Below are 12481 nucleotides of genomic sequence, written 5' to 3'. Positions count from 1 at the left end.
AAGATGAGCGACGAAACGAAAAAGACAGAGACGGAGGCAGCGCCCGCCCAGGCGGACGCGGCTCCCGCCCTCAAGAAGCATAAGAAGGCCGTTGTCGCCGTCGTCATCGTGGCTGTGCTGGTTGTTGCGGGTATCGGGATGAACATTTGGCACGAGCAGCCGAGTTTCTGCAACACGATCTGCCACATCGAGAACACGTATGTGAACAACTATCTGCAGCCGCAGAACTCGGTGGGTACCGACAAGTACGGCAACACGGTGTCCAACACCAATGCCATGATGGCGGTGCTCCACAGCCACACGCAAACGAGCGCCAAGCCCGAAATCGTGTGCGTCGACTGCCACATTCCCAACAATGCGGAACTGGCGCACGACGGGCTCAACTATCTCACCGGCAACTATGTGTACCCGCGCAACGAGCGTTCCGATGACGACCTCGAGAAGTGGGACGGCAAGGACGGCACGCAATTCTGCGTGAACGAGAACTGCCATGCCTACCTGCGCGGCTCCGATGGGAAGGTTGACCGCAACAAGCTGGAGCAGACCACGCAGAACATGGACTTCAACCCGCACTCGCAGCATCATGAGGAAATCGAAATGACCTGCACCGAGTGCCACAAGGGTCACCGTGCGAGCGTTGTCGAATGCACCGGCTGCCACACCGACGTCGAAGTGCCCGATGGATGGGTAACGAAAGCGCAAAGCGACGAAATCATGGCGAATATGCACAACGCGGCATAAACGCGCACGAACAAACCCCTTCGCGCAGCACGGTCTGCAGCCCGTGCTGCGCACCCCGAGCCGCCGCCCACCCGGGCGGCGGCTTCTTTTGTGAGGGGTAATGACAGGGGCTCTCCCGAGTGGGGCCGAGGATTTCCTGACGAAGTCCCCGGCCACGTTCGGGAGAGCCCGCGACCTACCGTGTCATGTATTGAAGTAAGGAATTGGCGGAGACGTGTGCGAATCGAACACACCCGAGACATTCTGCGTATCTCGCAACGGCTTTGAAGGCCGCGGGGCCCACCAGGAACCCATCCGTCTCCGTAGCGATCGGCAGCGCGTGCGCAAGCCGACGGTTGCAGATTGTAGCGCAATTGGCGCGTGAGGCGCCATTGCCCTGCCTATCTGCGGAATTCTCCCTCGATTGAGCGGGAATACCCTCTGTACGCGGCAGGGAAACAGAAGTACCCTTCGCTAACGAACGATAATCCCGGCGTGGCACGAGCCGCGTGCGATAGACGGGGCGATGAGCCCTACGCGGGCGGCTGCGAAACGCGAGGCTCACCTTGGCCTTGCGCAGGCAGCGCATCCGCGTCGAAAGGCAGATGCGATGAGGATTGCAGACGGCTCGCATACCGGCGAGCTCGAAGAGCTGGCGGAGCTCGATTTCGTGCGCCTTGCGCCCGACGGCGCGACCGAGCGACGCTCCGACAAGCTGCAGGCGGAAAACGCCCTGCGCGTGTACGTGAACGGCGAGCTTACGATGACGCTCGTCTGCTCGCCGAGCAACATCCCCGAACTGGTGCTAGGCCGGCTCTTCACCGAAGGCATGATCGCCGGGGTCGAAGACGTCGAGGAGATCTCGATCTGCGAGCACGCCACGCGCGCCATCGTCACCCTGCACGAACGCACGGCCGACTACTCGCGCAGGTCCAGCCTCACGGTTGCCTCGTGCTGCACCTTCAATTCCACGCTCAACGGCTATTTCGTCATCGACGACGAGCTGCCCAAGGTCGACCCCAAGCCCTGGGACCCTGCGTGGATCTTCCAGATGGCCGCCCTCTTCGAGCGCGATACACCTGTGCACCGCACGACGATGGGGGCCCATAGCTGCTACCTGGCGCAGAACCGTGAGGTGCTCTACTGCTGTGAGGATCTGGGCCGGCACAACGCCTTCGACAAGGTGATCGGCCGGGCGCTGGAAGACGGCGTCGACCTTACGACCTGCACGGTGTTCACGAGCGGCCGCATTCCCACCGACATGCTCGTGAAGGCCCTGCGCGCTGGGGTGCCCACCCTCGTGTCGAAGGCCGTGCCCACCGACGTCACCGTGCGCATGGCGCGCGAATACGACCTGACGCTCATCTGCTCGGCCCATAGCGATTCGGTCAAGGTCTTCAGCGACCCGCTCGGCATCGCGCAGACCTACGCAACGGCGCCCGCGCGGTAGGGACTGCACGGTCCGAACCGTGGCGCTTGCGGTACCATTTCTCTAACACGTCACGCGAGGTGAGGATGCCTATGCCGCACAACCACGTACAACCCAACATCGATCTTTTGAAAAAGCTGCCCCAGGTCGAAGAGGTGCTCAAGCGCCCCCAGCTCGTCGACCTCGCTGCCCGCTTCCCGCGCGAAAAGCTCGCCCAGAGCGTGCGCGAAGCGGTCGACGCCGTGCGTCAGCGCATCTTGGCGGGTGAAGAGCCCGACGAGTCGATCGACGCAATCGCGGCCCGGGCCGCCCAGCAGGCGCTCGCGCTCGAACGCCCCTCGCTGCGCCGCGTGATCAACGCGACCGGGGTGATCGTCCACACCAACTTGGGCCGCAGCCCGCTCGCCCCCGAAGCGGTCACCGCCGTCAACGACGTGATCGGCGGCTATTCCACGCTTGAATACAACACCGATCGCCTGGAGCGCGGCAGCCGTCACGCTCATTGCGAGAACCTCATTCGGGCTCTTACCGGGGCCGAAGCGGCCATCGCGGTGAACAACAACGCCGCGGCGGTCATGATGGTCTTAAGCGAGTTCGCTCATGGCGCGGCGGCGATCGTCTCGCGCGGGGAACTGGTTGAAATCGGCGGGTCCTTCCGCATCCCCGACATCATGGAGCTTTCGGGTGCCCGCATGGTCGAAGTGGGCACGACCAACAAGACCCACTTGGTCGACTATGCGCGCGCGATCGACCCCGCGGTGTCGATGCTGCTCAAGGTGCACCCGTCCAACTACCGCATGCTCGGCTTCACCGAATCGGTGCCCATCGGCGACCTACGCGACCTGGCCGACCGGGAAAACGCCAGCCGCCGCGCTGCCGCCGACGGCCGCGCCGACGTGCTCGTCTACGAAGACCAGGGGTCGGGGGCCTTCGCCCGCCTCGACGCCTTCGGCACCTATGCCGAGCCCACGGTGGCCGAAAGCCTGAAGGCGGGCGCCGACCTCGTGTCCTTTTCGGGCGACAAGCTGCTCGGCGGACCGCAGGCGGGCATTATCGTGGGACGCAAGGTCCTTATCGACCGCTTGAAGAAGAACCCGCTCGCCCGTGCCCTGCGCCTCGACAAGATGACGCTCGCCGCGCTCGAAGCAACGCTGCGCCTCTACCTGCATCCCGAACGCGCTCAGCGCGACGTGCCCACCCTGCGCATGCTCACCGAAACGGCGGCCGACGTCGACGTGCGCGCACGCAAGCTTCTCGAGGCGGTACAGGTCGCCGTGCCGGAAGGCGCGGCCGAGTTTTCCGTGGTCGACGAGATTTCCCGCGCCGGCGGTGGGGCGCTGCCCATGTGCGACATCCCCACGCGCGCTCTGCGGGTGTCCTTCGCGCGCGGCAACGCGCAGCAATGCCACGAATTCATGGTGCGTGAGCGCGCGATTCCCGTGGTCGGCCGCGTGAAAGATGAGCAGGTGCTTCTCGATGCGCGTACGCTGCTCGACGATGAAGAGATTGCCGAAGTCGCCCGCGCTCTGGGCGCCTACTTCGGTTCGTTGGAAGGTTAGGTGGCTTTCATGGCGGAACAGCGTGACGGCGCAGCGGTGATTAAGGGGGCGGCTGCTCCCGATTTGGTGCTCGGCACGGCGGGTCATATCGACCACGGCAAATCCTCGCTCGTACGGGCCCTCACCGGCGTCGATCCCGACCGTTTGGAAGAGGAAAAGCGGCGCGGCATCACGATTACCTTGGGGTTCGCGCAGCTCGCTCTGCCCGATGGCCGCACGGTGGGCGTAGTCGACGTGCCCGGCCACGAAAAGTTCGTCAAGCACATGATTGCCGGGGCCACCGGCATCGACGTGGCCCTGCTCGTGATCGCGGCGGACGACGGCGTGATGCCGCAGACCGTCGAGCACGTGGCGGTTTTGCAAACCTTGGGCATCTCTCGCTGCGTGGTGGCGCTCACCAAGGTCGACCTGGTCGATGACGAGTGGCGGGCCTTCATGAAGGGCGAGGTGGAAGCCTGGCTTGCGTCCACCGCCTACGCCCACGCGCCCGTTATCGAGGTGTCGAGCAAGACCGGGCACGGGCTCGACGACCTGAAGCGCGCCCTCCAGGCAGAATGCGACAAGGCCGAGCGCGTGAAGCGCGGCAGTCAGCTGCGCCTACCCGTCGACCGCGTGTTCACGATCAAGGGCGCGGGCACCGTGGTCACGGGCACCCTGTGGAGCGGTACGGCGCATCCGGGCGACGAGGTCGAAATCGTGCCGACGGGCACGCGTACCCGCATCCGCAGCGTGCAGATGCACAACGAGCCGGTTGAAGCCGCGCCCGCCGGCAACCGCGTTGCGCTCAACCTGAACAACGTGAAGACCGACGACGTGCGCGTGGGAGACATGCTCTGCGCGCCCGGCGCCATCGAACCCACCGACCAGATCGATGTGCGCCTCACCTATCTCGACGTGGCGGGGACGGGAAAGCCGCTCGCCACCGGCGTGCGTATGCACGTGGCGCACGGCACGCGCGAGGTGCTCGGTCGCGTCCTGCTCTGCGACAAGGCGCCCCAGCTGGCTCCGGGCGGGTCGATGTACGCGCAGATCCGCCTGGAAGAGCCCATCGCCGCCAGCTACGGCGACCGCTTCATCGTGCGCACCTACTCGCCCGTGTCGGTGGCAGGCGGCGGCGTAATCCTGCTGGCCCACCCGCGTCGGCGCACGACGCTTTCGGCGCCCGAACACGAGCTGCTCGACGCCCTGCGCGCGGGCGATGTGGCGCGTGCGTGCGTCCTCTCGGTGCAGCAGGCGGTACAGCCCCTGTCGGCGGCCGATGTGGCGCGCACCATAGGCTGGGAGGAGCCGGCGGTCGCCCGCTTCCTCGACGACGCCGTAGCGGGCCGCGAACTCGAGCCCTTCTCCGCCAAGGGGATGCCCCCGCTCTATTGGACCAAACGCCAGCTGCAGCGGTCGGTGTCGGCGGTCGAAAAGGCTCTCGTCGCCTTCCACACCGCCCATCCCGGCGAGCGCGGTATGGGCAAGGCGGCGTTGCGGGCCCAGGTGGCGGCCCATATGCCCGAAGCGGTCTTCGACGGCGTGGTCGATTTGGCCGTCGCGGCCGACAAGGCCGTGGTTTCGGGCAACACCGTGGGCCATCCCTCGTTCGGAGGCAACACCGACGAAGCCGAACGTGCGGCGGGCGAGGCCATTCTCGCGGCGCTGGCGGAAGGCGGCATGACGCCCGAGTCCTTGCCGCATCTGCTTTCGAAAGCGGTCGACTCGCCGTCGCTGGCGAGCCGGGCGCTCGCGCGGCTGGAAAAAGAGGGGGCCGTGGTGCGGCTCAACCGCGAATTCGCCTTCGACGGCGCCACCTTCCGCGCGCACGTGCAAGCCCTGCGCGATTGGCTGGGCGCGCACGGCAGCGGCACGGTGGCCGACCTGAAGGAGCCCCTGGGCACGAGCCGCAAGTTCGCGGTGCCCATCCTGGAATACCTCGATGCCCGCGGCGTCACGCGCCGCGAGGGCGATTCCCGCACGCTGCAGTAATCCCCGCGGCAGGGCAGGGCGCCCATGCGCGGCCTGCCCTGCCTTCGCAGAAAGGACCCCTATGCGCATCCTGCATATCACGGCCCAGAAGCCCGATAGCACCGGCAGCGGCGTCTACCTGGCCGAAACGGTGCGTGCCCTCGACCGCGCCGGCCACGAGCAGGCGGTGGTGTGTGGCATCGCCGCCGGCGATACCGTCGACCTGCCCAAAGGCGTGCGCGTGCGTCCCGTGGTCTTTGACACGCTCGAGCTCCCCTTCCATGTGGTGGGCATGTCCGACAGCATGCCCTACCCGGCGACTCGTTATCGCGATCTCACGCCGGAGATGACGGCCCAGTTCAAGCGGGCCTTCGACGCCGCCTTCGATGACGTGTCCGCCGATTTTGCGCCCGATCTGGTGATCTGCCACCATCTCTACCTGGCGTGTGCGGTGATGGCCCACCGCTCGTGGCCCTGCCCGATTACGGCGATTACCCATGGGACCGACATGCGGCAGATGTGCAAGATTCCGCTCGAGCGGGCCTACATTCGCGAAGGCGTGCAGCGGCTCGACCTCATCTTCGCCCTGCATAACGAGCAGGTGGCCGATATCGAGGCCATCTACGGGGTGCCGGCCAGCCGTGTGACGGTGGTGGGCGTGGGTTACAACGCCCGCATCTTCCGCAGGGAAGAGGGCCGCGCGCACGGACCGGGCGTGCGCATCGCCTATGCGGGCAAGATCGCCTTCAAGAAGGGCGTGGCCTGCCTGATCTCCGCGCTCGACCACACGCGTCTGGACCCGCGCACCACGCGCGTCGACCTGGCGGGCGGCTTTAGCGTGCAAGAGGAATACGACCTGATCGCGGCCCAGGCCGCCATGAGCCGCTGGGATGTGCGCTTGGCGGGCAAGTTGCCCCAGCCCCAGCTCGCCCGCCTCTACCATGCGGCCGACGTTTTCGTTCTGCCCTCGTTTTTCGAAGGGCTGCCCCTTGTGGTGGTCGAGGCGCTTGCGTGCGGCTGCGCCGTAGTGGTCACCGACCTGCCCGGCATTCGGCCCTGGTTGGCAGAGCACGTGCCCCACGCCCCCGTTTTCTACGTGGTGCCGCCTCGCATGCGCGACACCGACGAGCCCCTTCCGGAAGATCTGCCGGCCTTCGAAGAGCGGTTGGGTGAGGCGATCGACAAGGCGGCGGCCGCTCCTGCCTCGGCTTGCGATACGTCAGCCCTGTCCTGGGACGCCCTCGCGCAGAACCTGGTGCGCTTCTAACGAGTCGCCCGCTGGGTCAAAGGGGTCTGGCCCCATTGGCCCATGCGGGCGCAAGGCGGACCGCCGCTAGTCGATGAACATCATCCCGGCGGGGCCGTCGACCACTTCGCCCACAAGAGCGGGCTCGCGCCCGGCCGATTCCTGGAAGGCGTCGGAGAAAGCGCGCGCTTCGGCAGCGGGCACGGCTACGAGCAGGCCGCCTGAGGTCTGCGGGTCGCAAAGGACGCCCATGCGCTCGTCGTAGACCGTGTCGCTCATCACGCCGCGGGGGACGAAATCGCGCGCCCATTCCTTGATGTTGAAGGTTTTGCCCGGGCGCATGCCTTCGGCGGAAAGCTCGAGCATGCCGTCGAGAACGGGCATCTGGGACCAGTGCACGCGGGCGGCAACGCCCGACCCCTCGAGCATTTCGTGCAGGTGGCCGGCGAAGCCGAAACCGGTCACGTCGGTCGCCGCGTGCACGTGCACGCGGGCCATGGCGTCGGCGCCTTTCTTGTTGAGCTCCATCATCATCGCGATGGCGGGGCGCATCTGCTCGTCGGACAGGGCGCCGGCGCGCAGGGCCGACGTGGCGATGCCCGTGCCGAGCTTTTTGGTATAGAAGAGGGCATCGCCCACCTGGGCGCCCGTGTTCCGCAGGATCTTTTCGGGGTCGACCAGGCCGAATACCGAAAGCCCGTACTTGGGCTCATCGTCTTCGATCGTGTGGCCGCCTACGGTGAAGGCCCCGGCTTCGACCACCTTGTCGGACCCGCCGCGCAGAACCTCGCCGAGCACGTCGGTGCCGATCGTGCGCGGGAAGGCGACGATGTTCAGGGCCGTGACGGGGCGTGCGCCCATCGCGAACACGTCGGACAAGGCGTTGGCGGCGGCGATGGCGCCGTATTCGTAGGGGTCGTCGACCACCGGCGTGAAAAAGTCGAGCGTGAGGACGCCCGCCGTGTGGTCGTCGATGCGGTAGACGGCGGCGTCGTCGCTCGTGTCGAACCCCAGCAGAAGGTTGGGGTCGTGCGGCGGTGCCACGCGCTTCATTACTTCTTCGAGGTCGCCCGGACCCCACTTGGCCGCTCAACCGCCGCGGCTGGTGAGTTTGGTGAGCCGGATGCGCCCGTTTTCGAACGCGTTGGGCGCGGGCGGGGTGCTGCAGGAGCTCCCTTTCGCTGGGGAATCGCCCATTGGTGCCTCCTTGGGGAAGGGTGGTTTTCGCTTGTAGCATACCAGGTGGCGGTCCCCTCTTGGCAGAAGTGGCGGGCTACTCGTGTATTTTCCCCGAGGTGCGAAGACGGCCGCGCTTTACCAGGTATACTAAGGACCACTGTGCAAATATCCGCGAGTGTCTCACAGGGGGAATTGTGACTCTCATCGAGCTTTTCAGGCTTCTTCGAAAACATCTGAAGCTTGTTATCGTCTTGCCCGTCATATGCGCGCTTATTACCGGCGCCTACGCGTTCGCGCTCATGCCCAACCAGTACACCTCCACGGTGAGCATGTACGTCCTCACCAAGACGAGCACGAGCAACGACCAGGGTTTGTCCAATTCCGACCTCACCGCCAGCCAGCTGCTCACCAACGACGTGGCGTCGCTCATCAAGTCCGATCACGTGCAGCAGGACGCAGCCAACCAGCTCGGCGCATCCAGCCTGAAAGACTACAAAATCTCGGTCGACAGCCAAACCACCACGCGCGTGATCACCATCACCGTGACCGGCACCGATGCCGCTCGCACGGCCGACGTGGCCAACCAGCTCGCCGCCTCGACCGACAGCGTGGCGCGCGACGTGATGAACGTCGAATCCATCAACGTGGTCGACAAGGCGGTTGCCTCTCCCAGCCCGAGCGGTCCCCCGCGCCTGATGTACACGGCCGTTGCCCTTCTCGTGGGCCTGTTCGCCGCCATCGCGATCGTGGTGGTCTCCGACATGGTGAACACCCGCGTGCGCAGCAGCGAAGAGGCCTCTGAGCTTCTGAACGACCTGCCCGTTATCGGGCGCATCCCGGTAATCAAGGCATAGGGGGAGCTTGAGATGGCCAAGAAACAGCGCAGCGCTTCGAACAGCATGCTCGAAGCCCAGAACGCCGCCGACACGATGTTCGCCAACATCCGTTTCCAGGCGGTCGACAAGCCGATCAAATCGATCATGCTCACGAGCAGCGTGCCCGACGAGGGGAAGACCACCACGGGCATCCTCTTGGGCCAGGCGATTGCCGCCAGCAACAACACGGTCTTGTTGGTCGAAGCCGATCTGCGTCGTCGCTCCCTGGCGACCGAGCTCAACCTTCATCCGCAGAAGGGCCTTTACTCCCTGATCATGGGCGAAGTCGACATCGCCCAGGCGGTCGTTCCCACGCCGACCCCCAACATGTATTTCCTCGACGTCGAACCGGGCATCCCCAATCCCGCCGACGTGTTGGGCAGCACACGCATGGCCAAGCTCGTCGACCAGCTGACCAACCGCTACGACTACGTGATTTTCGACACGCCGCCGGTAGGCACCTTCGTCGACGCCGCCGTGCTCGCTGGGCACGTCGACGGCACCGTGCTCGTGGTGCGCCCCAACTTCGTCAAGCGCGCCGAACTCGAGCACGCCTACGAACAGCTTGCCAAGGGCAAGGCTCGTTTCCTGGGCATGTGCGAAACTTTTGCCGAGCGCACCAAGAGCGACTATTACAGCGAGTACTACACCAAGGGCGGCGATGCCAAGCGGCGCGGAAAAGCCAACGTGTCCGAGGCTCCCGTACGCCAGAGCGCGCCCGGCACGAGCTACGCTCCGCCGGCGTCGCGCGGGTCGTACGCAGGCGGCGCGCATCGTGCCGCGCCTGCCAATGGCAACGGCGCCCACGGCAACGGCATGCCTGCCTATCGCGGTCAGGCCGCGGCGCCTCAGCAGGCGGCGCAGGCTCCGCGCGGGCATGCGGCGAATAATCGCAGCGCGAGCGAAACGGTGGCCATGCCTCCCCAGGGACGCGGCCGCAGGCGATAAGAACCAAAGAGCGGCCCCGGGTCGCTCTTTTCCGTTGAAGGAGGCTGTATGCGAGACCTGCATTGCCATATTCTCCCCGGCGTCGACGACGGCGCGCGCACCGTCGACGAATCGCTCGCCATGCTTGCCGCAGCCTACCGGGCGGGCATCACCGAAATCGTCTGCACGCCCCACGCGCGCGACCCCTACTTCGATTACGACGCCATGTGGGATGCCTTCGAGCTTCTGCGCAGCAAGGCGCGCGGATTCCCGCTTTCGATGGGCTTCGAAGTCAATATCGCCAAGCTCTGGGAGCTGGGGTCCCAATGGATTCCCTACCTGGCTTTCGACGCTACGCCGGAATTCCTGCTCGAGCTGCAGACGAACGCCCTTCCGGCCGACTTCGCCCGCTACGAGCGCACGATTTACGAGATTCAGGGGCAGGGCTATCAGGTGATTATCGCGCATCCCGAACGCTACCGGGCCATTCAGAAGGACCCGACGATCGCCGAAAACCTGGTCCGTATGGGCTGCAAGCTACAGGCGAGCACCGACTTCATCGCCGGCGGCCGCCTGGGCGCCGAAAAGAAGCCGGCGAAGAAGCTGCTGAAGGCGGGTTTGTACGCATACTTTGCAAGCGACGCCCATCGCGTCAAGCATTACGCGTATTATGAGAAGGCGATGAAGGAATACGGCGGCCTGCTGCGCGGGTAGAAGCAGGCGGGACGCCGGGCGCGCAGCGCGGCTTTCGAGGAGGATCACCGTGGAAGAGACGCCCCAGACTGTATTCGATGCGAAGGGATCCTCCGCGTGCGCTTCCGCCAAGGCGCCGTCGAAGCGCGGTGTGGCCGCGCGACGCGTTGTGGGCGGTACGCGCATGATCGCGCTCATCCCGGCCTTCGCCTTGGCCATCTGCGCCTTCGCCCTTACGATCGCCACGGCGGTCGACGCCTTTACGGCTATCGCCCACTACGTTGAGGCCGGGGGCGACGGCAGCCTCAACCAGCTGGCCATCGAGCTGGTGGAATACACCGATATGTTCCTTCTGAGCGTGGTGCTCTACATCGTGGCCCTGGGCCTTGTCTGCCTGTTCGTGACCGATACGATCCCCCTGCCCAAGTGGCTCGAGTTCCATGACCTTGACGACCTGAAAGAACGCCTGATCAGCGTCATCGTGGTGATGCTGGGCGTGTACTTCCTGGGCGTGGTCCTCAGCGGCAAGGGCGGTCTCGAGCTGGTGTGGCTCGGCGTGGGCATCTGCTTGGTCATAGCCGCGCTTACGTTCTTCACGAGCGCGGTGTTCAAACACCGGGAATAGGCGCGCGTTTCTCAGGCGAGCCGGCATCCTGCACGGTTCAGGGGCTCGTGCGCATGGTATGCTCTTTGCAGGTTGTTTCCTACATGCAAAGGAGAGAAGCGCATGGACCTCAAGGGATCTAAGACCGAAGCCAACCTGCAGGCTGCCTTCGCGGGCGAATCGCAGGCCCACACCAAGTATCAGTATTACGCGAGCAAGGCCAAGAAGGATGGCTACGAGCAGATCGCGGCCCTGTTCCAGGAAACCTCGCACAACGAAAAAGAGCACGCCAAGCTCTGGTTCAAGTACCTTCATGGCGGCGACGTGCCCGGCACGCTCGACAACCTCAACGATGCGGCGGCGGGCGAGAACTACGAGTGGACCGACATGTACGACGGCTTCGCCAAGACCGCCGAAGAAGAGGGCTTCACCGAAATCGCCGCGCGTTTCCGCAGGGTGGCGGCTATCGAAAAGCTGCACGAAGAGCGTTACCGCAAGCTCATCGACAACATCGAGACCGGCAAGGTCTTCAGCCGCGACGGCGACGCGATCTGGGTCTGCCGCAACTGCGGCCACGTGGTCATCGGCCCCAAGGCGCCCGAGGTATGCCCGGTCTGCAACCACCCGAAGTCCTTCTTCGAGCTGAAAGCCGACAACTTCTAAGCGCGACTCCTCTCACAGCAACCAGCGGCGACGGGGCCTTCGGGCCGCGCCGCCGCTTTTGCGTTGGGCGCAGTGGATTCGCGCATGCAGCGCTAATAGAGGGGCAGATTCCCCGTGATGGGGTCGATGCTTTCGGCGGGCAGGGGCTCGAAGGCCAGGCAGGTGTAGGTGGGCTCGCCGTGGAATTCGGTGAAACCGGCATCGCGGATGAGGGCGACGGCAAAGCCGGCCTCGCGCCCTTCGCGGGCGATGTCGAGCAGGGCGTCTTCCCCGTCGACGTAGACGCAGACCTTGGCCACGCCCGCGTCGAACCAGTCGGTGAGGGGCGAGGCGTCGCCCGCGGCGTGGTCGAGTGCGACCCAGGAGGGGTTGCCCGCTTCGTCGGCTATCGTGCGCACCTGGTCGAGCCGCTTTTCGCGGGCGAGCGCCATGAGCACGGCTTCCACGCATGCGTGGCCGGCTTGCGCGGCGATTTTTCCCTTGCGCATCTTCAGATCGCGACGCATGACGATCATCTGTTTCGCTTTGTATGAGCTCGATGGCATGGGCCCTCCTTGGCTGTAAGGTTGGAAGTGCGTTTGCTATGATAGCGGTTCACGACTGATACTGCGGCAAAAGCGTGCGGGGCGCTGGGCG

At 65.3% G+C, this 12481-nt stretch carries 12 protein-coding genes and 1 tRNA gene; 10 read left to right on the top strand and 3 right to left on the bottom strand.

Annotated features, from left to right (window positions below):
* The first annotated feature begins 3 nt into the window (after positions 1–3).
* Positions 4–741: a cytochrome c3 family protein gene (locus tag BN3270_RS04925; protein WP_058986045.1), complete on the top strand. Its 738-nt coding sequence runs from the start codon at positions 4–6 to the stop codon at positions 739–741.
* Positions 742–945: 204 nt separating this feature from the next.
* Here the strand turns inward: BN3270_RS04925 and BN3270_RS09470 are convergent.
* Positions 946–1043, bottom strand: a tRNA-Sec gene (locus BN3270_RS09470).
* 287 nt (positions 1044–1330) lie between these two features.
* Between BN3270_RS09470 and fdhD the strand changes: the two genes are divergently transcribed.
* The 4 genes from fdhD to BN3270_RS04905 all read left to right on the top strand — a co-directional run bounded on the left by fdhD (position 1331) and on the right by BN3270_RS04905 (position 6925).
* Positions 1331–2170, top strand: a complete 840-nt coding sequence (gene fdhD, locus BN3270_RS04920) for a formate dehydrogenase accessory sulfurtransferase FdhD (protein ID WP_058986044.1) — start codon at positions 1331–1333, stop codon at positions 2168–2170.
* A gap of 71 nt (positions 2171–2241) precedes the next feature.
* Entirely contained in the window at positions 2242–3708 is a 1467-nt protein-coding gene (gene selA / locus BN3270_RS04915) for an L-seryl-tRNA(Sec) selenium transferase (protein ID WP_058986043.1), read from the top strand.
* 9 nt (positions 3709–3717) lie between these two features.
* Positions 3718–5679: a selenocysteine-specific translation elongation factor gene (gene selB, locus BN3270_RS04910; protein WP_058986803.1), complete on the top strand. Its 1962-nt coding sequence runs from the start codon at positions 3718–3720 to the stop codon at positions 5677–5679.
* Positions 5680–5740: 61 nt separating this feature from the next.
* Positions 5741–6925 carry a glycosyltransferase family 4 protein gene (locus tag BN3270_RS04905; protein WP_058986042.1) on the top strand — a complete coding sequence of 395 codons (1185 nt, stop codon included), beginning with the start codon at positions 5741–5743 and terminating at the stop codon, positions 6923–6925.
* A 66-nt stretch (positions 6926–6991) separates the two neighbouring features.
* On the opposite strand, the gene selD is transcribed toward BN3270_RS04905, so the two are convergent.
* A complete protein-coding gene (gene selD / locus BN3270_RS04900; RefSeq protein WP_082673364.1) occupies positions 6992–8101 on the bottom strand; it encodes a selenide, water dikinase SelD in 1110 nt (369 codons plus the stop codon).
* 176 nt (positions 8102–8277) lie between these two features.
* Between selD and BN3270_RS04895 the strand changes: the two genes are divergently transcribed.
* From BN3270_RS04895 to rbr, 5 genes are all read left to right on the top strand, one after another.
* Positions 8278–8937: a YveK family protein gene (locus BN3270_RS04895; protein WP_058986040.1), complete on the top strand. Its 660-nt coding sequence runs from the start codon at positions 8278–8280 to the stop codon at positions 8935–8937.
* A gap of 12 nt (positions 8938–8949) precedes the next feature.
* Positions 8950–9906 (top strand): CpsD/CapB family tyrosine-protein kinase, encoded by a 957-nt coding sequence (locus BN3270_RS04890; RefSeq protein WP_058986039.1) that lies wholly within the window; start codon positions 8950–8952, stop codon positions 9904–9906.
* Positions 9907–9954: 48 nt separating this feature from the next.
* Positions 9955–10599, top strand: a complete 645-nt coding sequence (locus tag BN3270_RS04885) for a CpsB/CapC family capsule biosynthesis tyrosine phosphatase (RefSeq protein WP_058986038.1) — start codon at positions 9955–9957, stop codon at positions 10597–10599.
* Between the two features lie 49 nt (positions 10600–10648).
* Entirely contained in the window at positions 10649–11203 is a 555-nt protein-coding gene (locus BN3270_RS04880; RefSeq protein ID WP_082673363.1) for a YqhA family protein, read from the top strand.
* Between the two features lie 102 nt (positions 11204–11305).
* On the top strand, positions 11306–11845 hold the full coding sequence (rbr, locus tag BN3270_RS04875; RefSeq protein ID WP_058986037.1) for a rubrerythrin: 540 nt from the start codon (positions 11306–11308) through the stop codon (positions 11843–11845).
* A 92-nt stretch (positions 11846–11937) separates the two neighbouring features.
* On the opposite strand, the gene pth2 is transcribed toward rbr, so the two are convergent.
* Positions 11938–12390, bottom strand: coding sequence for an aminoacyl-tRNA hydrolase (gene pth2, locus BN3270_RS04870; protein WP_058986036.1), 453 nt, complete (start codon positions 12388–12390; stop codon positions 11938–11940).
* Between the last annotated feature and the right edge of the window lie 91 nt (positions 12391–12481).

Origin of the sequence: Hugonella massiliensis (assembly GCA_001486445.1) — a bacterium.
Taxonomy (GTDB): Bacteria; Actinomycetota; Coriobacteriia; order Coriobacteriales; family Eggerthellaceae; genus Hugonella; species Hugonella massiliensis.
Note: the sequence above shows the minus strand (reverse complement) of the source record. Positions and strands in the feature narration are given on the sequence as shown.

What these genes read in the sequence shown, in the direction of transcription:
- BN3270_RS04925 (WP_058986045.1), top strand. Translation starts at nt 4, where the DNA reads ATGAGCGACGAAACGAAAAAGACAGAGACGGAGGCAGCGCCCGCCCAG.
- fdhD (WP_058986044.1), top strand. Translation starts at nt 1,331, where the DNA reads ATGAGGATTGCAGACGGCTCGCATACCGGCGAGCTCGAAGAGCTGGCG.
- selA (WP_058986043.1), top strand. Translation starts at nt 2,242, where the DNA reads ATGCCGCACAACCACGTACAACCCAACATCGATCTTTTGAAAAAGCTG.
- selB (WP_058986803.1), top strand. Translation starts at nt 3,718, where the DNA reads ATGGCGGAACAGCGTGACGGCGCAGCGGTGATTAAGGGGGCGGCTGCT.
- BN3270_RS04905 (WP_058986042.1), top strand. Translation starts at nt 5,741, where the DNA reads ATGCGCATCCTGCATATCACGGCCCAGAAGCCCGATAGCACCGGCAGC.
- BN3270_RS04890 (WP_058986039.1), top strand. Translation starts at nt 8,950, where the DNA reads ATGGCCAAGAAACAGCGCAGCGCTTCGAACAGCATGCTCGAAGCCCAG.
- BN3270_RS04885 (WP_058986038.1), top strand. Translation starts at nt 9,955, where the DNA reads ATGCGAGACCTGCATTGCCATATTCTCCCCGGCGTCGACGACGGCGCG.
- rbr (WP_058986037.1), top strand. Translation starts at nt 11,306, where the DNA reads ATGGACCTCAAGGGATCTAAGACCGAAGCCAACCTGCAGGCTGCCTTC.
- pth2 (WP_058986036.1), bottom strand. Translation starts at nt 12,390, where the DNA reads ATGCCATCGAGCTCATACAAAGCGAAACAGATGATCGTCATGCGTCGC.